Source organism: Bradyrhizobium sp. BR14999 (assembly GCF_056106085.1).
Window position 1 is genome coordinate 4,151,504 of record NZ_CM148536.1, and the last position, 23,012, is coordinate 4,174,515.

The 23,012-nt window shown below is 64.1% G+C and carries 24 protein-coding genes, 1 pseudogene and 1 riboswitch; of the genes and pseudogenes, 11 read left to right on the forward strand and 14 right to left on the reverse strand.

All coding sequences use genetic code 11. From position 1 onward, the window contains the following. Positions 1–61: 61 nt before the first annotated feature. Together ACR9YP_RS19000 and ACR9YP_RS19005 are read right to left on the reverse strand one after the other, a co-directional pair. On the reverse strand, positions 62–394 hold the full coding sequence (locus tag ACR9YP_RS19000) for a hypothetical protein (protein WP_474220800.1): 333 nt from the start codon (positions 392–394) through the stop codon (positions 62–64). Between the two features lie 110 nt (positions 395–504). Then, positions 505–909, reverse strand: a complete 405-nt coding sequence (locus ACR9YP_RS19005; protein ID WP_128932867.1) for a hypothetical protein — start codon at positions 907–909, stop codon at positions 505–507. Positions 910–1,063: 154 nt separating this feature from the next. Here ACR9YP_RS19005 and ACR9YP_RS19010 point away from each other — a divergent pair, with 154 nt between their 5' ends. Both ACR9YP_RS19010 and ACR9YP_RS19015 read left to right on the forward strand, forming a co-directional pair. Next, entirely contained in the window at positions 1,064–1,294 is a 231-nt protein-coding gene (locus ACR9YP_RS19010) for a hypothetical protein (RefSeq protein WP_091889110.1), read from the forward strand. Between the two features lie 13 nt (positions 1,295–1,307). Then, on the forward strand, positions 1,308–3,344 hold the full coding sequence (locus ACR9YP_RS19015) for a pyrroloquinoline quinone-dependent dehydrogenase (RefSeq protein WP_474220801.1): 2,037 nt from the start codon (positions 1,308–1,310) through the stop codon (positions 3,342–3,344). A gap of 44 nt (positions 3,345–3,388) precedes the next feature. Here the strand turns inward: ACR9YP_RS19015 and ACR9YP_RS19020 are convergent, their stop codons facing one another. Continuing rightward, on the reverse strand, positions 3,389–3,631 hold the full coding sequence (locus tag ACR9YP_RS19020) for a PilZ domain-containing protein (RefSeq protein ID WP_370988860.1): 243 nt from the start codon (positions 3,629–3,631) through the stop codon (positions 3,389–3,391). Between the two features lie 177 nt (positions 3,632–3,808). Here ACR9YP_RS19020 and ACR9YP_RS19025 point away from each other — a divergent pair, with 177 nt between their 5' ends. Further along, positions 3,809–4,102, forward strand: coding sequence for an HdeA family protein (locus ACR9YP_RS19025; protein WP_474220802.1), 294 nt, complete (start codon positions 3,809–3,811; stop codon positions 4,100–4,102). 81 nt (positions 4,103–4,183) lie between these two features. Here the strand turns inward: ACR9YP_RS19025 and ACR9YP_RS19030 are convergent, their stop codons facing one another. Beyond that, positions 4,184–4,648: a PaaI family thioesterase gene (locus ACR9YP_RS19030; RefSeq protein WP_091889104.1), complete on the reverse strand. Its 465-nt coding sequence runs from the start codon at positions 4,646–4,648 to the stop codon at positions 4,184–4,186. A gap of 37 nt (positions 4,649–4,685) precedes the next feature. Then, positions 4,686–4,895 carry a hypothetical protein gene (locus ACR9YP_RS19035; RefSeq protein WP_164939634.1) on the reverse strand — a complete coding sequence of 70 codons (210 nt, stop codon included), beginning with the start codon at positions 4,893–4,895 and terminating at the stop codon, positions 4,686–4,688. A 115-nt stretch (positions 4,896–5,010) separates the two neighbouring features. Between ACR9YP_RS19035 and ACR9YP_RS19040 the strand changes: the two genes are divergently transcribed. Beyond that, on the forward strand, positions 5,011–5,304 hold the full coding sequence (locus ACR9YP_RS19040; protein WP_091889181.1) for a hypothetical protein: 294 nt from the start codon (positions 5,011–5,013) through the stop codon (positions 5,302–5,304). Positions 5,305–5,413: 109 nt separating this feature from the next. Next, positions 5,414–5,668 (forward strand): hypothetical protein, encoded by a 255-nt coding sequence (locus tag ACR9YP_RS19045; RefSeq protein WP_474220803.1) that lies wholly within the window; start codon positions 5,414–5,416, stop codon positions 5,666–5,668. Positions 5,669–5,765: 97 nt separating this feature from the next. On the opposite strand, the gene ACR9YP_RS19050 is transcribed toward ACR9YP_RS19045, so the two are convergent. Both ACR9YP_RS19050 and ACR9YP_RS19055 read right to left on the reverse strand, forming a co-directional pair. After that, entirely contained in the window at positions 5,766–6,011 is a 246-nt protein-coding gene (locus tag ACR9YP_RS19050) for a DUF6894 family protein (protein ID WP_091889101.1), read from the reverse strand. Positions 6,012–6,175: 164 nt separating this feature from the next. Beyond that, the gene (locus tag ACR9YP_RS19055) at positions 6,176–6,364 is read right to left on the reverse strand and encodes a hypothetical protein (RefSeq protein ID WP_091889179.1); all 189 of its coding nucleotides are present in this window, start codon (positions 6,362–6,364) and stop codon (positions 6,176–6,178) included. Positions 6,365–6,626: 262 nt separating this feature from the next. On the opposite strand from ACR9YP_RS19055, the pseudogene ACR9YP_RS19060 reads away from it, so the two are divergent. Beyond that, a pseudogene (locus tag ACR9YP_RS19060) lies at positions 6,627–6,854 on the forward strand (DUF2798 domain-containing protein); the annotation flags it as partial. Between the two features lie 874 nt (positions 6,855–7,728). On the opposite strand, the gene ACR9YP_RS19065 reads toward ACR9YP_RS19060, so the two are convergent. After that, positions 7,729–7,896, reverse strand: coding sequence for a hypothetical protein (locus ACR9YP_RS19065; RefSeq protein WP_164934493.1), 168 nt, complete (start codon positions 7,894–7,896; stop codon positions 7,729–7,731). A gap of 254 nt (positions 7,897–8,150) precedes the next feature. After that, positions 8,151–8,342 carry a hypothetical protein gene (locus ACR9YP_RS19070; protein ID WP_474220804.1) on the reverse strand — a complete coding sequence of 64 codons (192 nt, stop codon included), beginning with the start codon at positions 8,340–8,342 and terminating at the stop codon, positions 8,151–8,153. 383 nt (positions 8,343–8,725) lie between these two features. Between ACR9YP_RS19070 and recA the strand changes: the two genes are divergently transcribed. The 3 genes from recA to ACR9YP_RS19085 all read left to right on the forward strand — a co-directional run bounded on the left by recA (position 8,726) and on the right by ACR9YP_RS19085 (position 11,943). After that, on the forward strand, positions 8,726–9,811 hold the full coding sequence (gene recA, locus ACR9YP_RS19075; protein ID WP_091889095.1) for a recombinase RecA: 1,086 nt from the start codon (positions 8,726–8,728) through the stop codon (positions 9,809–9,811). A 105-nt stretch (positions 9,812–9,916) separates the two neighbouring features. Then, positions 9,917–10,912: a hypothetical protein gene (locus ACR9YP_RS19080; RefSeq protein ID WP_474220805.1), complete on the forward strand. Its 996-nt coding sequence runs from the start codon at positions 9,917–9,919 to the stop codon at positions 10,910–10,912. A gap of 56 nt (positions 10,913–10,968) precedes the next feature. Then, positions 10,969–11,943, forward strand: a complete 975-nt coding sequence (locus ACR9YP_RS19085; protein WP_474220806.1) for a hypothetical protein — start codon at positions 10,969–10,971, stop codon at positions 11,941–11,943. 154 nt (positions 11,944–12,097) lie between these two features. Here ACR9YP_RS19085 and gcvP read toward each other — a convergent pair whose 3' ends face one another. The 3 genes from gcvP to gcvT all read right to left on the reverse strand — a co-directional run bounded on the left by gcvP (position 12,098) and on the right by gcvT (position 16,655). Continuing rightward, positions 12,098–14,965: an aminomethyl-transferring glycine dehydrogenase gene (gene gcvP / locus ACR9YP_RS19090; protein ID WP_474221086.1), complete on the reverse strand. Its 2,868-nt coding sequence runs from the start codon at positions 14,963–14,965 to the stop codon at positions 12,098–12,100. Between the two features lie 162 nt (positions 14,966–15,127). Continuing rightward, entirely contained in the window at positions 15,128–15,496 is a 369-nt protein-coding gene (gene gcvH / locus ACR9YP_RS19095; RefSeq protein WP_091889091.1) for a glycine cleavage system protein GcvH, read from the reverse strand. 10 nt (positions 15,497–15,506) lie between these two features. Further along, entirely contained in the window at positions 15,507–16,655 is a 1,149-nt protein-coding gene (gcvT, locus tag ACR9YP_RS19100; RefSeq protein WP_474220807.1) for a glycine cleavage system aminomethyltransferase GcvT, read from the reverse strand. A gap of 164 nt (positions 16,656–16,819) precedes the next feature. Beyond that, positions 16,820–16,908, reverse strand: a riboswitch (glycine riboswitch). A 235-nt stretch (positions 16,909–17,143) separates the two neighbouring features. Here gcvT and alaS point away from each other — a divergent pair. Further along, entirely contained in the window at positions 17,144–19,822 is a 2,679-nt protein-coding gene (gene alaS / locus ACR9YP_RS19105; protein ID WP_474220808.1) for an alanine--tRNA ligase, read from the forward strand. Between the two features lie 6 nt (positions 19,823–19,828). Beyond that, entirely contained in the window at positions 19,829–21,061 is a 1,233-nt protein-coding gene (locus tag ACR9YP_RS19110; RefSeq protein ID WP_474220809.1) for a cyclic nucleotide-gated ion channel, read from the forward strand. Between the two features lie 13 nt (positions 21,062–21,074). On the opposite strand, the gene ACR9YP_RS19115 is transcribed toward ACR9YP_RS19110, so the two are convergent. Both ACR9YP_RS19115 and ACR9YP_RS19120 read right to left on the reverse strand, forming a co-directional pair. Then, complete coding sequence (locus tag ACR9YP_RS19115; RefSeq protein ID WP_474220810.1) at positions 21,075–21,575, reverse strand: DUF3455 domain-containing protein; 501 nt, start codon at positions 21,573–21,575, stop codon at positions 21,075–21,077. Between the two features lie 155 nt (positions 21,576–21,730). Next, positions 21,731–22,945: an NADP-dependent isocitrate dehydrogenase gene (locus tag ACR9YP_RS19120; protein ID WP_474220811.1), complete on the reverse strand. Its 1,215-nt coding sequence runs from the start codon at positions 22,943–22,945 to the stop codon at positions 21,731–21,733. Positions 22,946–23,012: the final 67 nt, after the last annotated feature.

Consider the following 23,012-nt stretch of genomic DNA (forward strand, 5'->3'; position numbering starts at 1 on the left):
ATCATACCAACGGGACCGGGCGAGTTGTCTCGTCCGGTCCCGGCCATCAAGACTTCATCGATTACCAGCGATCGTCGACACCGACGCCAACGCTGACGCCGGGTGCGCGAATGCCGACGCCGGCGCGCGGGCCGTCATCCCAATCGCGATGGTAGGTCCGACGTTCATAATAGCGTTCGCGCGGCATGTAGTTATAGGAATCTCGCACGATCACACGCGAACCGCTGCGCGTGCGATAGCAGCGGCCGGCGTCGTCGCAGACAAGTCGTACCTGCTGGACGAGATCCGGATTGGTGTACTCGCTGCTCGTGTAGATGTCGGAAGCCTTCGCACTCGATGCGGCTGCCAAAGCACCGACGCCCGCCAACAGCGCAACAGTCAACGTCCTCATCATGTCCTCCTCGAAACTGCCCTCGGCGGTAACAAGAAAGGGAGGCGGTGTTCGTTCCCGTCGGCGATGCTGGTTTTTCCCCGGAACCGCAGCTTCGTTAGAGCGATTTGTTCCTAAATCGGCTGGTAAGTCTCGGTCCCGCAGATGTCGTCGGCTTCCGCACGCCGGCGGTCGACGACCCTTCCACCGGTGATGGTCACGATGTAGGTCTGGGCGCCCAGCGACGTACCGGTCGCGGAGGTGAGCTGTGCGCGGACGCAGGCCGTCCAGCCCGGTCCTCGCACCTCGCGATGGGGCGGGGCTACGTGCACCTCACGCGGATAGGACGTGTTCAGGAAGACCACGTCGATCTGCTCGCGCACCACGCGCTTGACGTCGGGGGCCGGCTCGGGTGGCGGTTGCTCGGCTTCCTTCATGCGCATGAACTCGGGCACCGGCGCGCGGCTGTCGGCAAAGCCGCAGGCACCGAGTGCGAGCGCGCCGGCGAGAAGCGCCGCATGAGCAATGATCCGCAACATACTTGAAGGTCCCCCCTGCGGGCCAACACATAGGCACGAATGCGATCGGGCGAAGTCCCGCCCGATCAAGATTTGCTGAAGTCTTGGAACCCGCGGCATTTGCTATTACGGGATTGCAGGCTAGTTTGTACCCCAGGCGAGGGGGGTTGCATTCATGAGGATTCTGGTGATAGCGGCCGCGGTGCTGGCGCTGGCGGGAAGCGTGGCTCAGGCGCAGATGGGCGCCGGCAGCAAGCGCCATGGCAACGACGCCAAGGCGGACAACAAGCCCAAGGTCGACGAAAAGGCCTACAAGGCCGCGCTCGAGCGCATTCCCGAGCCCAAGGAAAAGTACGATCCGTGGGGCGGGGCCCGCCCCAGCGAACCTGCCAAGAAGTCGAAATAGAACGAGGCGGGCGTTGCGGATCCACCTGCGCGTTGCTGCCGCATTCGTTACGCTCCTGTCGTTTGCCGTGCCGCCGTGCTTCGCCTGGGAGAGCTGGGGCGGCGATCCCGGCGGTTCGCGCTTCTCGCCATTGCGGGAGATCTCGCCGGGCAATGTCGGCCAACTCGTCCGCGCCTTCGAATATCACACCGGCGATCTCACAGCACGCTCGCCCGAGCTGATGCGGCGAACCAAATTCCAGGCGACGCCGCTGTTCGTCGAAGGCAGCCTGATCTTCTGCACGCCCTTCAACGAGGTCATCGCGCTCGATCCCGGCACGGGCGCGCAGAAATGGCGCTATGATCCGAAGATCGCGATCAACCAGCGCCCCGCCAATCGCTATGTCTGCCGCGGCGTCACCTATTGGATCGACGACACGGCGCCGCCGGATGCCGCCTGCCGCGCGCGCATCTTCATGGGAACGAACGACGTCCGCCTGATCGCGCTCGATGCGAAGACAGGCATTCCCTGTGCCGGTTTTGGCAATGGCGGGGAGATCAAGCTCGATATCGGAATGCCCCTGGAATGGCCGGGCGAATTCCAGATCACCTCGCCGCCGGCGGTCGGCCGCGGTGTCGTCGTGGTCGGATCTGCGATCGGCGACAACCGCCGCGTCGACGCGCCGAGCGGCGTGGTGCGAGCGTTCGATGCGCGCAGCGGCCAGCCACGCTGGACCTTCGAGCCGCTCGAGCGCGAAGGCATCGAAGCCGGTCACGCCAATGTCTGGGCGCCGATGTCGGTCGATGACGCGCGCGGACTCGTATTCCTGCCGACGTCGTCGCCCTCGCCGGATTTCTGGGGCGGCAAGCGGCCGGGCAACAACGAGCACGCCAATTCGGTGGTCGCGCTGCACATCGAGACCGGCGAACTCGTATGGGCCTTTCAGATCGTGCATCACGACGTCTGGGACTACGATCTGGCGGCGCAACCGACGCTGGCGCGCCTCGACACGGGTGAGGGCCAGCGCGATGTCGTGATCCAGCCGACCAAGCAGGGGTTTGTCTTCGTGCTCGATCGCGACACCGGCAAGCCGGTGTGGCCCGTCGAGGAGCGCGCCGTGCCGCAGGACGGCGCGGAAGGGGAAAGATTGTCGCCGACCCAGCCGTTCCCGACGCACGTGCCCGCGCTGACGTCACAGACGATCTCGACCGAAGATGCGCTCGCGCTATTGCCTGCGCTGCGTCGCTCGTCCTGCGAGCGACAATTCGCGGAGGCGCACAATGAGGGCCTGTTCACGCCGCCTTCGAGGCAGGGCACGCTGTTGTTTCCATTCACCGGTGGCGGGGTGAACTGGGGCAGTGCGGCCTTCGATCCGGTCAGCCAGATCCTCTACGCCAACACCAGCCGCGCCGTGCATCGCGTGAAGCTGATCCCGCGGGCGGAAGCTGTCGGGTTCAATCCGCCGCCCGGTCATGATTTCGGCCAGCAGCGTGGTACGCCGTTCGCGATGACACGCGCAGTGGTCATGTCGCCGCTCGGCTTGCTCTGCAACAAGCCGCCCTGGGGCGAGATGGTTGCGGTCGATCTGAAGGCCGGAAAAATCCTGTGGCGTTCGACGGTCGGCACCACCGAGGATCTTGCACCGCTCGGCGTGCCGCTGCCGTGGGGCGCGCCGCTCGTCAACGGGCTCGCGGTCACCGCAGGCGGGCTCGTCTTCACCGGAGCGATGGACGCCTATTTGCGCGCCTTCGATGCGCGGAGCGGCAGGGAGCTGTGGCAGGGCCGGTTGCCGGTCCCGGGCGTCGCCAATCCCATGACCTATCTCTGGCAGGGCGAGCAATATGTCGCGATCGGCGCCGGCGGCCACTCCGAGGCAGGCACTTCGATCGGCGACAGCGTCGTTGCGTTTCGCCTAGCGCGGCCGGGCGAGGCGCCCTCGCTATGGTCGCGCACCATCGATCGTCCCGGTGGACGTTTTCTTGCGGCGTCCTCAGTGATCGCGCTCGCGGTCGTCGCGTTCGCGATTGCAAGCCTGCGCTGGCGTCGCCGCCGTCGTATCGCGCGATCATGATCGTGTTGTGGATGCGATGCGAACGATCGTTCACATCGCGCGCGCTATTGCACGAAAGCAAGGCCGACGCGTTTGTCGCTGCGCCACACGGGGCGGCAAGTCCGCACGAAATTGTCGCACGAAATCGATAACTTGAAGCTCTGCGGCAGCGTTGTGGGCCCGTCGAGATCGACGGCAGCGCCGCCGGTCGATATGTTTCTCACCGTGCATGCGATTCCGCTATTTTCAAAGGTGATCCTGCCCCCCTTGAAAACACGGTGACGCTGCGTTTCACGCCTCTCAATCATTCGCGTTCATCCACAATGACCATTGTGAAATAGCGCATAGAAATTACCTTGAACTCAACTCAATACTGGCGCTACTTGCGCTCCGCTTCAGACTTCGTTTACCACGTTGACGCGGACAATCTCTCCGCCGACTTTCCTGACAAGCCCTTTATGGCGTTCGCGCCGATGGAGATACTGATGAAGACCATGGTTTCGATTCTGTTCGCTGCAGCGCTCTCGCTGTCGTCCATGCCCGCCCACGCCGTCAAATGGGACCTCTCGACCATGAGCTGCAAGCAATTCCTGGAGAGCGGCGAAGACAACATCCGAGTCGTTCTGACCTGGATGGACGGCTGGTACAAGGGCGACGCGGACAACGCGATCATCGACACCGACGTGTTCATCGAGAACGCCAAGAAGTTCGGCGCCTATTGCGGAAAAAATCCGAACGTCGGCATCGTGACCGCAGCCGACGAGGTGCTCGGCAAGTAGCGTTTTCTGTCTCGACATGGGATTCGTCGAGAGCCGCGGCGCGCCTGGCGCTTCCGCGGCTCTCTTCTTTTCGAAGCACGCTCAGCCCGGCAGCATCGCGAACGCGCTCGACACCATCGCAATCGGCTTGTTGTCGGAGGCCGAGAGCAGCGTGACGCGGCCAAAGCTCATGGTACGCCCGAGCCGCACCACGCGGGCATCCGCCAGCACGTCCGAGGAGGAGGCTGCGCGCATGAAATGCGTGGTCTGGTCGACCGTGGTCATCGGACGATAGCCGCGGTTGGCGGCGAGGATCGCGATCACCATCGCGGTGTCGGCGAGCGCCATCAGCGCCTGGCCGCAGACCACGCCGCCGTTCCGGCACAATCGTTCAGAAAACGGCATGCGCAGCAGGGCACCCGGCTGCCAGTCCGGCGCATCCGCCGGCTGTGCGTGCTCGATGCGCTCGACCGAGAGGTCGAGATCCTGGACCCAGGGCGCAAAGACCTCGCCGAGGATGCGTTTGGCGTCAGTGATGCCGAACTCGGCGTCTGGCTGCGTTTGCATTGCAGTCGTTCCCTCCATTGTTGCCGGATGTTTCGCCTCATTCTGCGCGCATCGGCGCGGCAAAGTCACCCGGTCTGGCGCCGGTCTCTTCGGCTTGAAAATGCCCGACTTCGCCCGATATGATGGCTCGCTTGGGTACGGGTGGATGATGTTGCGTCGATGTGTCCTGGTCTTTTGTCTGGCTGCGCTCGGCCTTGCGCTGAACGGGTGCACCAAATGCGGCCCGATCTGGGACGACTGGCTGCATGCGCCGAAATCGTGCAGATCGGACCGGCTCTAGCGGCCCTGAGGTCGCGGTCGGCCGCGACAAGGATGACAAAGCGCGGGCGATCCGTGCTTCATGGATGATCAAGGAGTGGATGATGAAGCTTTTCCGTTTGGCCGCGGTGCTGGCCGTGCTGGCGGGACCGGCCTATGCGCAAATGCCCAATCTCAATTTGCTGCAGGAAGGCCCGGGCAAGACCCCCGAGGAGAAGGCCGCGGACGCCGAGCGTGAAAAGGCCTACAAGGAAACGCTGAAGAAGATTCCGGACTCCAAGGCGTCCAACGATCCCTGGGGCGGCATGCGCGCCGATCCGCCGAAGCAGTCGGCGGCGCCGAAGGCCTCGGCCGCGACCAGCGCGCCGAAGAAGAAATCCGGCACGGCCGCCAATTAACCTGCCGCCGCTCGGGGGTGGTTGACGCCTCCGGGTGGGACTCCTCTTTGCCCTGCCGGCCTCCTACATCTCGCAAGAGAGTAGAGTATTGCGTAGAGGAGGACGGGACATGGCCGATCGTCCGCGGGATCTCGCCGAACGGATGGCACGCCGGCGCAAGATGGGCGGCAAGCCGGGCCATCCGGCCGGCGACGGCTATCTGCGCGAGACCTTCACGCTGCCGCGCGCAGCGGCACGGGCAAGGGCGGAGGCCTTCTTCGCCCGCTACCCCAAGGCCGGCTATATGAGCGCGGTCGAGACCTGGCGCGAATTGCCCGGCGGCGACATCGAATTCACCATGCGGCGGCTGCCCAGCGCGGATTAGAGCATGATCCGGAAAAGTGTGCAGCGGTTTTCCGGAAAGATCATGCTCAAACAAGAGCGTAAAGCGCGATGGCGATTCATCCTAGTCGCATCGCGCTTTAGGGGCTCACCTTTTCGATCGTCTCTGCGACGATGCGGATCCGGAATACGGGCTCTTTCGCCTCGTCCAGCAGCTCCATGTGCCATTCGGAATTTTGCTGGAGCTTGCGGGCGATGCCGGCGGCCATGTCAGCGCAGACGCTGGTCATCTCCTTCCAGGCCGAATCGCGATCGGCAAATTCGCTCGCCTGGTCCGCGCAGCCGGAATAACGGCCGTTCCGGATTCGAAAGAAGTAGAGCGGCATGGCTGGCACCGATCAACGCGTGACGGCCCAACCCCAAGGCCACGGGCGCGCAGTGCAATCCCAAACCCCGGTCAGATCAATTCCGGGCGGCTACGGGATATACCCTGCGGGGCGCCGCGCCGGCCGCTGATCTCACCCAGACCGGCCGGTTCAGGCCGTCTTGCTCAGGCCGTCTTGCGCTCGATGGCCTTCAGTTCTCGGTCGATGCGCAACTGCACCCGCCGGATTGCCAACAGGTCGATCTTCGTCTCGGTCCTGCCGGTCTTGATTTGGTCGCCGATTCGGAACTGCCACTGCCAGATTCCGGGAACTGCCGTCTTGGCGACGGTGAATTCGACGCCCCTGTGATTCATGGTCACCTCCCACGATTCACCTTCCATGCCCGTAACATGTTGGGCGTCATCATATGCTCGCGACAAGTGAAATCTGTCGATAAGTCGCGGACCGTTGACGGAAACCGCGAGGGCGCGCACTCCGAAGCAAACGAGGTCGGATTCGGCGCCGCTTGCGCGCCGCCCCGGAACTCTGTTCATGGTCGGAGAACCACGGAGCAATCCGCGCGCGACGGCATGGGCCTTGCTTGGCCCGATGACGGCAAGCAACCATGGGCGCCTCATGCTCGGCATTCCCCGCCGCTATTCTCATTTCGTCTTCGGTATCATCCAGTCCGGACTGACCTCGCTGATCGCGGCAGGCATCGCCAGCCTTCCCGCAGGCAGCGCGAGGGTCTTCCTCGGGCACTGGATGGTGTCGTGGCTGATCGCATGGGCCGCGATGCTGCCGATCGTGCTGCTGGCTGCGCCCGCGATCCGCGCCGTCTCGCTGCGGCTGACGCGGGAGGAGCGGGAAGCTGCGAACCAGCAAGCAGCCATGAAAAAACCCCGCCTGGGGAGAGCCAAGCGGGGCAAAGAGTTGTTGGAGGCTGAGGTGCTGGGCTGCAACACCATAGCCAAGAGACCCTAACTGGTTCGACTTACGTCAGCCTGACAGGCGGCCAAAGCGGAGCGGGGGCCGGCGTCACGTTCGTCGCGCCGCTTTCGTCCATGCCCGCAAACAGAAAACCCCGCTCGCGGGGAGCGGGGTCGTCGGCTGGGTATGGAGACCCGGTGTTGGTCCACCGGGCACGTCGAGACTAGGCGATCAGGCTTACACGCGCCTGACGGTGTCAGTGGGGAAGCCGCGATCGCGCGGGCCGCAGACTGGCCTCGCGCCCGTCCCAATTTCGACATCCGTCCGCACAACTGGCGACACACGGGTCGGCAAGATTCCACACCGTCCGGCGCAGCCATGGGGGAAACGTGGCGCGGCGGCAACGGGGTGGCATCATGGATAACGTAGAGCGGTCTTTCGCCGCCGCGACGGCGGCTGGCTTCGTCGTGCTGGTGATCGGCCTCGTGCTGCTGGCGTTGCTGTAGCAAGGCGTCAGCGCAGGTATGGGGAGGCGGCCGGGGTCCGCGCCGGCGCGCTTCGTCGATGGTGAATGGGCACCAATCTTTCAAAAAGGTGGAAAACAACCCCATGCACAGTAGGCTGTGGGGTGATTTCGTCTTTCCATCAATGGCTTACTGGAAGTATTTGGATACCATAACCACGCGGGATGCTCAGCCAAGCGCATCCCGGCGCGCGATGCTGGATTCCCGCGAGGTCAACGGCAGCCGCTCGCGGCGGTCAGGTTCTGCAACGCGTGCCCAGGCGCTGCCGCTCGCCGTCGTGGGCCTTAGTGAACCTTGATCTCGCCGAGAGGCAACCGCAGCTCGGCGGCGCGCTCGTCACGGTCCTTCTTGCGAAACTCGTTCTCCTTGCGCTCGAACTTGATCATCTCCTCCTGCGCGGCCTCCAGGAGGTGGTTGCGCCTGATGGCGCCGTGGTGTGTGTCTTCAGTCATGACAGGGGTCCCCAGAGTTGCGGTCCCATCCCGAAGAAGGCCACAGACCGCGAAAAGGTTCGGTGCCTCAGGATTAAGGATTTATGACGGCGCCAAGGCCCGCGCGTCTTTGATGCGCGTCAGTTTCGGACGAGGATCCCATTAGCGCAAAGTGTGCAGCGGTTTTTCCTCGCGACAAACGCCGAACGCGTTTGCGCGGAGATCATGCTCAAACAATAGACTAAAGCGCGATGACGATTCTTCGTCATCGCGCTTTAGTGGCAGGGCTTACCAAGCATCTGCGCGCGCCGGCTGTGGCAGCCGTCGTGCAATTGCGATTTCTTCGTAATTTTTGCACCGACTTTCGGAGCGCCCGATGAGATCGGAGTGTTCGATGTCTGCGCTTGCGTCGAGGCCGAGCCGACGAAGATGGCCAGCGCTACAACGATCTTGAGAACCGATTTCATCACGCCTCCTGAATTCAAGGGTCCGAAAGATAACGCTACATATATTAGCGTTACATAGCGTAGCATTCAAGCGCAAGAGATCCAGCGAAACGCAAATTAGGACAGTGCTACGAACAGTAGTTGCCCGGAATCCACTTGGCATCTGGACACCGGTACGGTGCCTCCCGCCGGGGCTGGAATTTCATCCCGAAACGAGATTGCAACCGGCAAAGGGGTCGCTGAAGGGCGGCCCCTTTTCGATTCAGGCACGAGCAGGGGATTGGGACAGCCGCAAAGAACATATTGCGAACCTAGAACAAATAGGGTACATTACTTTTATCGCCGGCCCGCCCTCTCAATCGTTTGTCCCCCTAGCGAATCCTCGCCATAAGGAGCACGACCCAATGTCCGCCACTGCCCTGCGTATCGTCGAAGGATCTTCCATGGACAAGAGTAAAGCCCTGGCTGCCGCGCTCTCTCAGATCGAGCGCCAGTTCGGCAAGGGATCGGTGATGAAGCTCGGCAAGAGCGACCGCTCCATGGACATCGAGGCGGTGTCCTCCGGCTCGCTCGGGCTCGATATCGCGCTCGGCATCGGCGGCCTGCCCAAGGGACGCATCGTCGAGATCTACGGGCCGGAATCGTCGGGCAAGACCACGCTGGCGCTGCATACGGTGGCGGAAGCGCAGAAGAAGGGCGGCATCTGCGCCTTCATTGACGCCGAGCACGCGCTCGACCCGGTCTATGCCCGCAAGCTCGGCGTCAACATCGACGAGCTGCTGATCTCGCAGCCCGACACCGGCGAGCAGGCGCTGGAGATTTGCGACACCTTGGTGCGCTCCGGCGCGGTGGACGTGCTGGTGGTCGATTCGGTTGCGGCGCTGGTGCCGAAGGCCGAGCTCGAGGGCGAGATGGGCGATGCGCTGCCGGGTCTGCAAGCCCGTCTGATGAGCCAGGCGCTGCGCAAGCTCACGGCCTCCATCAACAAGTCCAACACCATGGTGATCTTCATCAACCAGATCCGCATGAAGATCGGTGTGATGTACGGCTCGCCCGAGACCACCACCGGCGGCAACGCGCTGAAATTCTACGCCTCCGTCCGCCTCGACATCCGCCGCATCGGCGCGATCAAAGAGCGCGACGAGGTCGTCGGCAACACTACGCGCGTGAAGGTGGTGAAGAACAAGCTGGCGCCGCCCTTCAAGCAGGTCGAGTTCGATATCATGTATGGCGAGGGCGTCTCCAAGATGGGCGAGATCCTCGATCTCGGCGTCAAGGCCGGCATCGTCGAGAAGTCCGGCGCCTGGTTCTCCTATGACAGCCAGCGCCTCGGCCAGGGCCGCGAGAACTCGAAAGCCTTCCTGAAGGCCAACCCCGACATCACCGCCAAGATCGAGACCTCGATCCGCCAGAACTCCGGCCTGATCGCCGAGCAGATTCTCGCCGGCACACCGGAGCGCGACGCCGACGGCGAGGAGCCGGCGGAGTAAGCCTTAAAGCAGTAGAGTTTTCGCGAGGAGCGGGCGCTGAGGACGTTGAGTTGCCGACGTCTTCGGTGCCCGTTTCGTTTTGGGGTGGGGTGGGGCGCCGGGGCTATGAAGCGTGTGATCTTGACCAGTTCGTCCGGCGTTGGTCTCACCTATGCCGGTCGTGCTGACATGGTCGTCCCCTTGATCTTTCGGTTCGTTTGGGGGCCTCTGCCTACGTCGCATCACCTCGAGGATTACCTCACGGGCGGCTATTACAGGGGGGATCCGGAGGTGCGGTGGTCCGATCTTGTGGGCCGGTTGCCTCAGACCGGTCTCGCGCACAAGGAGACTGGCCTGGTTTGGTTTTGCGAGACCTATGGCGTCGATCTTATCGAGCTGTGGTTCGACCCTGAGCCTAACAGTCAATTGCAATTGATCTGGATCCTCGACTATTTGCGGTCCCATCCATCGATCACCGATCGTCTGAGATTGCGACGTGTCAATTTCGATTTACGCGAAGCGGACGGCCCGCAGCTTCGCGATCGTACGGTGCTGGAATCGGAGGTCGCGGACGGCGACTTCGAGATAGCCAATATGGCCTGGGAGGCCTATCGGGCGCCGACGCCTGAACTTTGCTTCGGGCTACTGGGGAGGGATTTGCCTAGGCTGCCCTTCCTGAAGCCGGCCCTGGAAGCATTGCTGGCAGAACTGCCGGCGCCGACGACGGGGCTGGGAGCGACGGAAGCGCGGCTTCTCGAACGCATCGCGGCAGGACACAATCGGACCGATGAGCTGTTTCGGCCGGGCGCGCTGGGGACACGCGTGTTCGATCAGTGGGAGTTGGGCCCATTGCTCGAAGGGCTCGCATTCGGCCCGGCACCCGCGGTCACTGGGCTGGATGGCAAGCTGGCGACACTCGATCCGGACAATGCGAGAAGCCGCAACGCCGCCTTTCGCCGGAGCCGGCTGTCGCTGACGGAGTTCGGCCAAGCCGTGCTTGAAGGCCGGGAGGATTTCCGCCGTCACAATCCGATTCGGCGCTGGTGGGGCGGTACGCTTCTCACCAATGAACGATTGTGGCGCTGGGATACGCGGAGCCGCTTGTTGGTTGCGCCGGTGTAACGCGTGCGTGTTGCTCAAAAGTGCCCCTGTATTACGTATCAATTTAAGAGGCGATCGTGTCACATCTGATCCTGGCCACGAATGATCTTGCGACACACACGCTTCGCCAATCGGGTGCGGCGAACATCGCGCTCGGATTCTGTCTACGCTTCGTCTCGGGGAAATTACCCTCCGAGGAGCAACTTTTGATGGGACTGGAGCGGCGATCGGCAAAGCACTGTAATCCAGGCGATCATTGGCTCGACGACGTTTGTCGCGGCTCGCTGGAAGGTTTCGGCACGCGCGATATCGGTTTCTTCGAGCTGTGCGAGAAGTTCGACTCGATTGAAATATGGGTTGATCCTCGGCCCAATGATCAGCTTGTGCTCGTCTGGCTGCTCGACCTTCTTCGCCCCTACAAGGAGATCACGACGAAGCTGAGCTTGGTGCATACGGATGACATTGTTGCGAACTATGCTCCGCAATCGGTCGCAAAATGGAAGCTGCCGGCCTTCAAGGTGGTCGACAATCATTTGATGACGGCAAGCCGCGCCTGGCGGGCCTATTGGCCGTCGACGCCAGAACCCTGTTTCGATCTGCTGATGACGGATCTGATGATCCTGCCGAGACTGCGATCGGCGCTGATTGCGGTGCTTGAAGAGCTTCCTGACAGCGTGACGGGACTCGGTGCAACTGAAATGGATCTGCTGGATTTTGTGAACGAAGGGCACACCGACCCGAGGCGCGTCTGCGATGCCAGGTGGCTTCGCGATGTATTCGACGGAAACGACGCGCGCTATGCCTTGCTCGAACTGGCGGAACATTCGGCGCCGCCGGTCTTGTTGGGCGATCCGGCGTTCGACAACGAGGCCCGCTATTTCGGCAAGAGTGAGTGGAAGGTCACGCTGACTGAACTCGGGCGTTCACTTCTCGCGCGCGAAGACGACATGTGGCGTCACAACACGATCAAACGTTGGTGGGGCGGTACCGAACTGACCAACGAACGTCTCTGGCGTTGGGATCGCGAAAGCCGATTGTTGGTTGGGCCTTAGAGGCGCGTTCAGTGCCGTAGGGTGGGCAAAGGCGCGCAAGCGCCGTGCCCACTATATTTCAATAAAGGCAAGATGGTGGGCACGCCTCCGCCTTCGCTCTTCGAGCTACGGCGGACAAGCCGCTTTGCCCACCCTACGAAACCTCCGTCGCGTCTTACTCCGCCGCTTCCGCGTAATCGCTCACCGGCGGGCAGGAGCACACCAGGTTGCGGTCGCCGTAGACATTATCGACGCGCCCGACCGGGCTCCAATATTTGTCGGTGCGCGAGGTGCCGTCCGGGAAGCAGCCCTCGGCGCGGGTGTAAGCGCGCTTCCAATCGTCATCCGCGATGTCGTGCACGGTGTGCGGAGCGTGGCGCAAGGGCGAGGCCTCGATCTTGAAGCGGCCGGCTTCGACCTCGGCGATTTCTTTCCGGATCGCGATCATGGCGTCGCAGAACCGGTCCAACTCGGCCTTCGATTCCGACTCGGTCGGCTCGATCATCAGCGTGCCCGGCACCGGGAAGCTCATGGTCGGCGCGTGGAAGCCGTAGTCGATCAGGCGCTTGGCGATGTCATCAACGGTGACGCCGCTCGTCGTCTTCAGCGGACGGGGATCGACGATGCACTCATGGGCGACACGGCCCTTGGCGTTCTTGTAGAGCACCGGGAAATGCGGATCGAGGCGTGCTGCGATGTAATTGGCGTTGAGGATCGCGATCTCGGTCGCACGCTTCAACCCCTCGCCGCCCATCATCAAGATGTAGATGTAGGAGATGGTGAGGATCGAGGCCGAGCCGAACGGCGCCGCCGACACCGGGCCGACCGGGGCGTCCGCCTTTGTTGCGGGATGACCGGGCAGGAACGGCGCGAGATGCGCTCTGACGCCGATCGGGCCCATGCCGGGGCCGCCGCCGCCATGCGGGATGCAGAAGGTCTTGTGCAGGTTGAGGTGGCTGACGTCGGCGCCATAATCGCCGGGCCTGCTAAGGCCGACCTGTGCGTTGAGGTTAGCGCCGTCGAGGTACACTTGGCCGCCATGGCCGTGCACGATGTCGCAGATCTCGCGGATGTGCTCCTCGAACACGCCGTGGGTCGAGGGATAGGTGATCATCACCGCGGCGAGATCGTTGGAATGCTTCTCCGCCTTGGCGCGGAGATCATTGACGTCGACGTCGCCATTCTTCTCGCAGGCGACCACCACCACGTCCATCCCGACCATCGCGGCCGAAGCCGGATTGGTGCCATGGGCGGAGGAGGGGATCAGGCAGATCTTGCGCTGGCTCTGTCCGCGCGACGCGTGATAGCCACGGATTGCGAGCAGCCCGGCGTATTCGCCCTGCGCGCCAGAGTTCGGCTGCAGCGAGATCGCGTCATAGCCGGTGATGTCGCACAGCCACTTTTCAAGCCGCGCGAACAGCGCGTGATAGCCGGCGGCCTGCTCGCGCGGAGCGAACGGATGCAGCGTCGCAAACTCCGGCCAGGTCAGCGGCATCATCTCGGTGGTCGCGTTCAGCTTCATGGTGCAGGAGCCGAGCGGAATCATGGCGCGGTCGAGCGCGAGGTCGCGATCACTGAGCTTGCGCATGTAGCGCAGCATCTCGGTCTCCGAGCGATGCGCGTGGAACACCGGATGGGTGAGGAACGCGGTGGTGCGCTTCAACTCGTCCGGCAGCGCCTCGCGCGTCTCGGCGTCGATCTCGGCATAGGCGAGTGTGCCGCCGAAGGCGCGCCAGACCGCTTCCACCGTCGCGGGCGTCGTGGTCTCGTCGAGCGCGATGCGCAAGCCGCTATCACCGATTCCAAGATTGATCTTCTCGGCATCGGCGCGTGCGACGATCTCGACGCGCTTGGCGCCGGCATCGACGCTGAGCGTGTCGAAGAAGCTATCCGACCGCGGCGCAAAGCCGAGCTTGCGCAGGCCCGCGGCGAGCACCGCGGTGCGGCGGTGGACGTTGCGTGCGATCTGCATCAAGCCTTCGGGGCCATGATAGACCGCATACATCGAGGCGATCACGGCGAGCAGCACCTGCGCGGTGCAGATGTTCGAGGTCGCCTTCTCGCGGCGGATGTGCTGCTCGCGGGTCTGCAGCGCCAGGCGATAGGCCGGTGCACCGCGCGAATCCACGGAGAGGCCGACGATGCGGCCGGGCAGCGAGCGCTTCAGCGCATCGCGCACCGCCATATAGGCCGCGTGCGGTCCGCCATAGCCCATCGGCACGCCAAAGCGCTGCGCCGAGCCGATCGCGATGTCGGCACCTAACTCGCCGGGCGAGGCCAGCAGCGTCAGTGCCAGCAGATCAGCGGCAACGATCGCCAGTGCGCCCTTGGCGTTCAGCGCCGCGATCGCGGGCCGCAAGTTCCGCACCGCGCCCGATGAGCCCGGATATTGCAGCAGCGCACCAAGCACGTCGGCTTTGTCGAGATCGGTGAGGGGATCGCCGACGATCAGGCTCCAGCCGAGCGGCTCGGCGCGGGTGCGCATCACCGCGAGCGTCTGCGGATGCACGTCCTTGTCGACGAAGAAGGCCTTTGCCTTCACCTGCGAGTGCCGTTCGGCAAGCGCCATGGCTTCGGCCGCCGCCGTCGCCTCATCCAGCAGCGAAGCGTTGGCGACGTCGAGACCGGTGAGATCGCAGATTATGGTCTGGAAGTTGAGCAGCGCTTCCAGGCGGCCCTGGCTGATCTCGGGCTGATAGGGCGTATACGCCGTGTACCAGGCCGGATTTTCGAGGATGTTGCGCTGGATCACAGCGGGCAGGATCGTGCCGGAATAGCCTTGGCCGATCAGCGAGGTGAAGACCTGGTTCTGCCGCGCCAGCTCGGCCATATGCGCAATCGCCTCGGTTTCACTCAGCGGCTTGCCGAGATCGAGCGGGGCGGCCTGCCGGATCGAGGCCGGCAGCGTCTCCGCCATCAGCGCGTCGACGCTTTTCGCGCTGACGGCCTCGAGCATCGCGGTGACGTCGCCTGCCGAGGGGCCGATGTGGCGGCGAACGAAGCTGGCGGCGGCCTCGCCATTGGATTTGCGGTGCGCGGTCATCATTGGGTCCTCGCTCTAAATCATCTGACGCCGTCATGCCCCGCGAAGGCGGGGCATCCAGTAAACGCGGCCGTTCGTGCTTGACCCGAGAAGCCGCGGCGTACTGGATCGTCCGCCTTCGCGGACGATGACATCGAGAATGAGGTTACAGTTCGCTTCATCTCACGCCGTATGTGCCTTGTACGCAGCTTCATCCATGAGGCCGCCGAGCTCGCTTTTGTCGGCGATCTTGATCTTGAAGAACCAGGCGGCGCCTTGCGCATCCGAGTTCACCAGCGCTGGCTCGGCGGCGAGTGCGGGATTGATCTCGAGCACTTCGCCCGAGACCGGGGCATAGACGTCGGAGGCGGCCTTGACGGATTCCACGACGGCGGCAGCTTCCGCCTTCTTCAGCACGCGGCCGAGCTTGGGCAGTTCGACGAACACGACATCGCCGAGCTGCTGCTGCGCGTAGTCGGTAATGCCGACGGTCGCGACATCGCCCTCGATGGCGAGCCATTCATGGTCGGAGGTGTACAGCGTCGTGGTCATTGTCGAATCCTCAGCGTTTGTAGGTATTCTTGACGAAGGGCATGGCGGCGACCTGCAGGGGCAGTCGCTGGCCGCGCACCTCGGCGAACAGCTTGGTGCCGAGCGCGCTCCGGCTCGTGGGCACGTAGCCCATCGCCACCGGCGCGTTCAGGCTCGGGCCGAAGCCGCCCGATGTAACTTTGCCGATCGGCTCGCCCACCGTCGCATCCGCAAACAGCAGCGCGCCTTCGCGCACCGGCGCGCGTCCCTCGGCACGCAGGCCGACGCGGCGGCGGCTGGCGCCTTTATCGAAATGAGCGAGAATCTTCTCGGCGCCGGGGAAGCCGCCGGCGCGCGCGCCGCCAGTGCGGCGGCTCTTCTGCACCGACCATTCCAGCGCGGCTTCGACCGGCGTGGTGATGGTGTCGATGTCGTGGCCGTAGAGGCAGAGGCCGGCCTCGAGCCGCAGGCTGTCGCGGGCGCCAAGGCCGATCGGCATCACGTCGGGGTTTTCGAGCAGCGTCTTGGCGAGACGCTCGGCATCGCCAGCGGGAACGGAAATCTCGAACCCGTCCTCGCCGGTGTAGCCCGAGCGCGAGACGAAACAGGGGAGGCCGGCGACCTCGTGAGGACCGGCGTCCATGAATGTCATGGAGGGCGCCACTGCACACATTTTCGCCAGCGCCGATTCCGCCTTCGGGCCCTGGAGCGCGATCAGCGCGCGGTCGGCAAGCGAATCGATGACGCAGTCGCCGGAGAGATGCGCGCGCAGATGCGCCTCGTCCGCGTCCTTGCAGGCTGCATTGACGACCAGGAACAGGTGATCGCCGAAATTGGCGACCATCAGATCGTCGAGGATGCCGCCATCCGCATTGGTGAACTGGGCGTAGCGCTGCCGTCCTGGTGCAATCGCCACGATATCCTGCGGCACCAGCCGCTCCAGCGCGCGGGCGGCGTCCTCGACCCTGCCGGACTTCGGCCGAAGTGCGATCTGGCCCATGTGGGAGACGTCGAACAGGCCGGCAGAGGCGCGGGTATGGAGATGTTCCTTCAGGACGCCCGCGGGGTATTGCACGGGCATGTCATAGCCCGCGAACGGCACCATCTTGCCGCCAAGCGACACATGAAGGTCGTAAAGGGGCGTTCGTCTGAGGGGGGCGTGGTCGTCGGGTGGAAGCATCACAGGGGCCCTCGGCGGTTCCCCGGGGACGATTCCCCGGGAGCAACCAGTCGAAGCCCCATCTGTCGCTGTGCCTGAGAGTATTATCCCGTCGGCGGACGCTGGTCCGGGCCACCCCCTTTTAAAAGGTAATTGCCCGTCGGCGCCTCTTTCCAGATGTCGTCAAAGCCACGCGGTCCTTTTGCCTGAGAGTTTCCGGGGCGGTTGCTCCTTCGGCGCCGGCACCAGTGCCGGTCTCTCCCGACGTGGCCGTACGATATAGATAGGTAAAGACCACAGGGCGGCCAAGCCTGTCAACGCGGCGGCTTCGCCTTTCAACCGGGATTGCTACGGGATTGCGCGCCTGCGGCAACCCACTGATCTGCTTGCACAGTTTCTGGACAGCGAAGCTGGCCTTGTCTAAAAGCGCTTTGGCCCGCAGATATCAGCCTTAACGTCCGGTTTTTATGGCGAGAAGCGCGGGTCCAAGCACACCCGATTGGATGAACATGAGCGGCGTCAACGAGATCAGGTCGACCTTTCTGAACTTCTTTGCCGAGAACGGCCACGAGATCGTGCCGTCCTCGCCACTGGTGCCGCGCAACGACCCGACCCTGATGTTCACCAATGCCGGCATGGTGCAGTTCAAGAACGTCTTCACCGGCGTCGAGAAGCGGCTCTATCAGCGCGCCACCACGTCGCAGAAATGCGTGCGCGCCGGCGGCAAGCACAACGATCTCGACAATGTCGGCTACACCGCGCGCCATCTCACCTTCTTCGAGATGCTCGGCAACTTCTCGTTCGGCGACTATTTCAAGGAGCGCGCGATCGAGCTCGCCTGGAAGCTGATCACTGCCGAGTTCGGGCTGAAGAAGGACAAGCTGCTCGTCACCGTCTATCACACCGACGACGAGGCGGCCGGCCTGTGGAAGAAGATCGCCGGCTTCTCCGACGACCGCATCATCCGGATTCCGACCTCGGACAATTTCTGGGCGATGGGCGACACCGGCCCGTGCGGCCCGTGCTCGGAGATCTTCATCGACCGCGGCGAGCACATCTGGGGCGGGCCTCCGGGCTCGCCGGAGGAGGACGGCGATCGCTTCCTCGAATTCTGGAATCTCGTGTTCATGCAGTACGAGCAGGTGACGAAGGAGGAGCGCGTTGGCTTGCCGCGTCCCTCGATCGACACCGGCATGGGCCTGGAGCGCATGGCCTGCATCCTCCAGGGCGTCGAGAGCGTGTTCGAGACCGACCTGTTCCGCAACCTGATCGATGCGACGGCCTCGGCGCTCGGCACCGGGCCGAGCGAGCAGACAGTGGCGTCGTTCCGCGTCATCGCCGACCATTTGCGCTCCTCCGCCTTCCTCGTCTCCGACGGCGTGCTGCCCTCGAACGAGGGCCGCGGCTATGTGCTGCGCCGGATCATGCGCCGCGCGATGCGCCATGCGCAGCTGCTGGGCGCGAAAGAGCCGCTGATGCATCGGCTGGTCTGGGCGCTGGTGCGCGAGATGGGCCAGGCCTACCCAGAGCTGATGCGCGCGGAGAATCTGATCGAGGAAACGCTGCGTCTGGAAGAGACCCGCTTCCGCAAGACTCTCGCGCGCGGCCTTGCCATCCTCGACGAAAAGAGTGCGGGCCTGAAGAAGGGCGACATGTTCGACGGCGACGTCGCCTTCACGCTCTACGACACCTACGGCTTCCCGCTGGACCTGACGCAGGACGCGCTGAAGTCGCGCGGCATCGGCGTCGACCAGGCGGCCTTCTCCGATGCGATGGAGCGCCAAAAGGCCAAGGCGCGCGAGTCGTGGAAGGGCTCGGGCGAAGCGGCTTCCGAGGCGATCTGGTTCCCGCTGCGCGAGAAGCTGGGTGCGACCGAATTCCTGGGCTACGAGACCGAAAGCGCCGAAGGTGTGGTTTCCGCACTGGTAAAGGACGGCAAGGAGGCGGACAGCCTCAAGGCCGGCGAGACAGGGGCGCTGGTGCTGAACCAGACGCCGTTCTACGCGGAATCCGGCGGCCAGGTCGGCGACACCGGCGTGCTGCTCGGGGAGGGCGGCATCAAGGTCCGCATCACCGACACGCAGAAGAAGCTCGGCGATCTCTTCGTCCACATCGGCACGGTCGAGAGCGGCGAAGTGAAGCTCGGCACCGCGCTGCAGCTCGAGGTCGATCATGGGCGTCGTTCTTCGATCCGCGCCCATCACTCGGCGACGCATCTCATCCACGAGGCGCTGCGTCAGGTGCTCGGCGATCACATCGCGCAGCGCGGCTCGCTGGTCGCGCCCGACCGCCTGCGCTTCGACTTCGTGCATCCGAAGCCGATCACGGCGGAGGAGCTGTCCCGCATCGAGGACATCGCCAACGACGTGGTGCTGGAGAACGACGAGGTCACGACGCGTATCATGGGTGTCGATGAAGCCCGTGAGGCCGGGGCGCGCGCCCTGTTCGGCGAGAAATATGGCGATGAGGTCCGCGTCGTTTCCATGGGCAGGACCGCGCGCGAGCGCGGCGCCAACGCGCTCGGCTGGTCGGTCGAGCTCTGCGGCGGCACCCATGTGAGGCGCACCGGCGACATCGGCCTGATCACGCTCACGAGCGAGAGCGCGGTCGCCTCCGGCGTGCGCCGCATCGAGGCGCTCACCGGCAATTATGCGCGCAAGCACGCCAATGACACCATGGCGCTGGCCAAGACCGCGGCCAACGAGCTGCGCACGTCCATCGACGACGTGCCGGCGCGCATCACCGCGCTGATGGAGGAGCGCAAGAAGCTCGAGCGCGAGCTGTCCGACGCGCGCAAGAAGCTGGCAATGGGCGGCGGTGCGTCGTCGAGCAACGGCGCGGCGGCAGGCGTGCGCGAAGCCGGCGGCGTCAAGCTGATGGCGCGCGCGGTCGAGGGCATCGAGATGAAGGATCTCAAGAGCCTCGCCGACGACGGCAAGAAGCAGATCGGCTCCGGCGTCGTCGCCATCGTCGGCGTCACCGAGGACGGCAAGGCCGGCGTCGTGGTCGGCGTCACGCAGGATCTCACCGCGCGCTTCAACGCCGTGAATTTGGTGCGCATCGCCTCCGAAGCGCTCGGCGGCAAGGGGGGCGGCGGCCGACCCGACATGGCCCAGGCCGGCGGCCCTGACGGCGCCAATGCGGCCGCGGCGCTCTCGGCGATCGAAAAAGCGATGGCAGGCGCTTAAAGCCCTATGTCCCCCGTTCCGCGAGGACGTGGGCTTCGCGATCCCGATTTGAGGGATCGCCTCTTCGAATTGCTGGAGCACGATCCGCTGGCCTATTCGGTCGGGTCGCGCTTCATCCAGGTGATCATCGGCGTCATCGTGATCAACGTGGCGGCGATGATCCTCGCCTCGGTGCCTGAGCTGGACGCGCAATTCGGCACGCTGTTCGCAGGCATCACCATCCTGTCCGTGATCGTGTTCGCGCTGGAATATGCGGCGCGGCTGTGGACCGTGGCCGGCCACACGCAGCGGAAGGCGTCCGCGCTGTCCGACCGGCTCGGCTACGCCTTCTCCGCGCTCGGCATCATCGACCTCATGGCCTTCCTGCCTGCGGGAACCGTGCTGGCCACGGGCCGACATGCGACGCTGGCAGCTCTCGGCGTACTGCCGTTCTTCAAGCTGATCCGCTATTCGCCGGCGATGCGCTCGCTGCTTGCGGCCGTGCATGCCGAGCGGCGCGCGCTGATCGGCTGCATCGTCATCCTGGTCGGCGTGGTCTTGACCTTTGCTTCGCTGCTCTACGCCATCGAGCGCGACGTGCAGCCGGACAAGCTCGGCACCATCCCGCAGGCGATGTGGTGGGCGATCGTGACGCTCGGCACCGTCGGCTATGGCGATGTCGTGCCGGTGACGCCGCTCGGCAAGTTCATCTCCACCTTCGCCATCATCAGCGGCTTTGCCATGATCGCGCTGCCGGTCGCGATCATCTCCACCGCCTTTGCCGAAGAGGTGAAGCGGCGCGATTTCGTCGTCACCTGGGGCATGCTGGCGCGGGTGCCGCTATTCTCGCATTTGTCGGCCGCCGAGATCGCCGACATCATGCGGCTGCTCAGGGCACGCACCATCGAGCAGGGCGAGATCCTGGTGCGGCGGGGCGATGTCGCCTCCTCGATGTATTTCATCACCGCCGGCGAGGTCGAGATCGCGCTGCCGAGCCAGCAGGTGCGGCTTGCGGACGGCACCTTCTTTGGCGAGATCGCGCTCTTGCACAAAACAAAACGCAGCGGCACGGTGACGGCGACGCGCAAGACCCGGCTGCTCGTGCTCGACGCCCAGGATTTCCACGCGCTGATCGCGCGCATGCCGACGCTGGCCGCCCACGTCCACAACACTGCGAAAGCGAGGCTCGCCGACACCGGCGATCTCGCTGCGGCGGAGCTGGCGCAGGCGGAGAAGGAAGATGGGGGCAAGGCGCGCTGACGAGGTCCGCGGGTTAGCCCTTCTTCAGGAAAACATACTCGGCGGAGTAGGGCACGCTCCTGAACTCGCCAGCCCTGTCGCAAGCGCCGTCGAGCTTGCCGCCATGGGTGTTGATGCGCTGGACCGTGGTCACGGGCGTCAGCACGCCGCTGCCGCGGTGAGCGGTCACTTCCAGCTTCAGCCAGGGGATATCGCTCGCCGTTGCGCCCGGCGCATTGCCGATGGCCTTGCCGACCAGGGCGCTGCCGTCGGCATGCTCCCAGTTCGGGCCGGCATAGTGGCGGCCGATGGTCTTGCCGTCCGAGAGAAGCGTCGCGATCGGCTCGCGGAAGGTCCAGGCGAGCTTACCGTCGGTGCCGGCCTTGCACTCATAGACCTGCGCGCCCTCGGCGTGCACGCTGAGCGCGACGCTCTCGCCCGGCGCGGCGATGGCCTCGGGAAGCGGATCGGCAGCGAATGCGGGCGTGCTGGCCAGCGCGAAGGCCGCGAATGCAAGGCTCTTCGATGTCGGCATGGCGCTTCCCCGGATAAGAACTCTCGTCATTACGAGGAGCTCGCGACAAAATTGCAGAGCAATTTTGCGCTGATGCGACGAAGCAATCCAGACTGTTTCCCCGGAGGGATTCTGGATTGCTTCGCTACGCTCGCAATGACGGCGTGGCTGGCAGCTTACGCCGCCAGCGCCTTCGTCAGGTTCTCGGCGACCTTGTCCAGGAAGCCGGTGGTCGAGAGCCAGCGCTGGTCGGCGCCGACCAGGAGCGCGAGGTCCTTGGTCATGTAGCCGGCCTCGACGGTGTCGACGCAGACCTTCTCCAGCGTGTTTGCGAACTTGGCGAGCTCGGCATTGTTGTCGAGCTTGGCGCGATGCGACAGGCCACGGGTCCAGGCGAAGATCGACGCGATCGAGTTGGTCGAGGTCTCCTTGCCCTTCTGGTGCTCGCGGTAGTGGCGGGTCACCGTGCCGTGGGCAGCCTCGGCTTCGACCGTCTTGCCGTCCGGGGTGAGCAGCACCGAAGTCATCAGGCCGAGCGAGCCGTAGCCCTGCGCGACCGTATCGGACTGCACGTCGCCGTCGTAGTTCTTACAGGCCCAGACATAGCCGCCGGACCATTTCAGCGCCGAGGCCACCATGTCGTCGATCAGGCGGTGTTCGTAGGTCAGGCCCTTGGCGTCGAACTCCTTCTTGAACTCGCGGTCGAAGATGTCCTGGAAGATGTCCTTGAAGCGGCCGTCATAGACCTTCAGGATCGTGTTCTTGGTCGACAGATAGACCGGATAGCCGCGCAGCAGGCCGTAATTGAAGGAGGCGCGGGCGAAGTCGATGATGGAGTCGTCGAGATTGTACATCTCCATGGCGACGCCGGCGCCCGGGGCCTTGAACACTTCCTTCTCGATCACGGTGCCGTCCTCGCCGACGAACTTCAGCGAGAGGGTGCCCTTGCCCGGGAACTTGATGTCGGTGGCGCGGTACTGGTCGCCATAGGCGTGGCGGCCGATGATGATCGGCTTGGTCCAGCCGGGAACGAGGCGCGGCACGTTCTTGCAGATGATCGGCTCGCGGAAGATGCAGCCGCCTAGGATGTTGCGGATGGTGCCGTTCGGCGACTTCCACATCTGCTTGAGGTTGAACTCCTTCACCCGGGCCTCGTCCGGGGTGATGGTGGCGCACTTGACGCCGACGCCGACCTTCTTGATGGCCTCGGCGGCGTCGATGGTGATCTGATCGTTGGTGTGGTCGCGGTGCTCCATGCCCAGGTCGAAATAGAGCAGCTCGACATCCAGGAACGGGTTGATCAGCTTGTCCTTGATGTACTGCCAGATGATCCGGGTCATCTCGTCGCCATCGAGTTCGACGACGGGATTGGATACCTTGATTTTTGCCATGATCGGGGAAGCCTCTTGGGAACGGCGCTTGTGGTGCGCCATGGGAATATCCGGCGCCTCTTAGCAC

What these genes read in the sequence shown, in the direction of transcription:
- gcvP (WP_474221086.1), bottom strand. Translation starts at nt 14,965, where the DNA reads ATGACCGCGCACCGCAAATCCAATGGCGAGGCCGCCGCCAGCTTCGTT.
- ACR9YP_RS19065 (WP_164934493.1), bottom strand. Translation starts at nt 7,896, where the DNA reads ATGACTGAAGACACACACCACGGCGCCATCAGGCGCAACCACCTCCTG.
- ACR9YP_RS19115 (WP_474220810.1), bottom strand. Translation starts at nt 21,575, where the DNA reads ATGCCGACATCGAAGAGCCTTGCATTCGCGGCCTTCGCGCTGGCCAGC.
- gcvT (WP_474220807.1), bottom strand. Translation starts at nt 16,655, where the DNA reads ATGCTTCCACCCGACGACCACGCCCCCCTCAGACGAACGCCCCTTTAC.
- ACR9YP_RS19035 (WP_164939634.1), bottom strand. Translation starts at nt 4,895, where the DNA reads ATGCAGCCAGTCGTCCCAGATCGGGCCGCATTTGGTGCACCCGTTCAG.
- ACR9YP_RS19030 (WP_091889104.1), bottom strand. Translation starts at nt 4,648, where the DNA reads ATGCAAACGCAGCCAGACGCCGAGTTCGGCATCACTGACGCCAAACGC.
- alaS (WP_474220808.1), top strand. Translation starts at nt 17,144, where the DNA reads ATGAGCGGCGTCAACGAGATCAGGTCGACCTTTCTGAACTTCTTTGCC.
- ACR9YP_RS19070 (WP_474220804.1), bottom strand. Translation starts at nt 8,342, where the DNA reads ATGAAATCGGTTCTCAAGATCGTTGTAGCGCTGGCCATCTTCGTCGGC.
- ACR9YP_RS19020 (WP_370988860.1), bottom strand. Translation starts at nt 3,631, where the DNA reads ATGATTGAGAGGCGTGAAACGCAGCGTCACCGTGTTTTCAAGGGGGGC.
- ACR9YP_RS19045 (WP_474220803.1), top strand. Translation starts at nt 5,414, where the DNA reads ATGGCCGATCGTCCGCGGGATCTCGCCGAACGGATGGCACGCCGGCGC.
- ACR9YP_RS19110 (WP_474220809.1), top strand. Translation starts at nt 19,829, where the DNA reads ATGTCCCCCGTTCCGCGAGGACGTGGGCTTCGCGATCCCGATTTGAGG.
- ACR9YP_RS19025 (WP_474220802.1), top strand. Translation starts at nt 3,809, where the DNA reads ATGAAGACCATGGTTTCGATTCTGTTCGCTGCAGCGCTCTCGCTGTCG.
- ACR9YP_RS19055 (WP_091889179.1), bottom strand. Translation starts at nt 6,364, where the DNA reads ATGAATCACAGGGGCGTCGAATTCACCGTCGCCAAGACGGCAGTTCCC.
- ACR9YP_RS19000 (WP_474220800.1), bottom strand. Translation starts at nt 394, where the DNA reads ATGATGAGGACGTTGACTGTTGCGCTGTTGGCGGGCGTCGGTGCTTTG.
- ACR9YP_RS19080 (WP_474220805.1), top strand. Translation starts at nt 9,917, where the DNA reads ATGAAGCGTGTGATCTTGACCAGTTCGTCCGGCGTTGGTCTCACCTAT.
- gcvH (WP_091889091.1), bottom strand. Translation starts at nt 15,496, where the DNA reads ATGACCACGACGCTGTACACCTCCGACCATGAATGGCTCGCCATCGAG.
- ACR9YP_RS19010 (WP_091889110.1), top strand. Translation starts at nt 1,064, where the DNA reads ATGAGGATTCTGGTGATAGCGGCCGCGGTGCTGGCGCTGGCGGGAAGC.
- ACR9YP_RS19040 (WP_091889181.1), top strand. Translation starts at nt 5,011, where the DNA reads ATGAAGCTTTTCCGTTTGGCCGCGGTGCTGGCCGTGCTGGCGGGACCG.
- ACR9YP_RS19050 (WP_091889101.1), bottom strand. Translation starts at nt 6,011, where the DNA reads ATGCCGCTCTACTTCTTTCGAATCCGGAACGGCCGTTATTCCGGCTGC.
- ACR9YP_RS19005 (WP_128932867.1), bottom strand. Translation starts at nt 909, where the DNA reads ATGTTGCGGATCATTGCTCATGCGGCGCTTCTCGCCGGCGCGCTCGCA.
- recA (WP_091889095.1), top strand. Translation starts at nt 8,726, where the DNA reads ATGTCCGCCACTGCCCTGCGTATCGTCGAAGGATCTTCCATGGACAAG.
- ACR9YP_RS19120 (WP_474220811.1), bottom strand. Translation starts at nt 22,945, where the DNA reads ATGGCAAAAATCAAGGTATCCAATCCCGTCGTCGAACTCGATGGCGAC.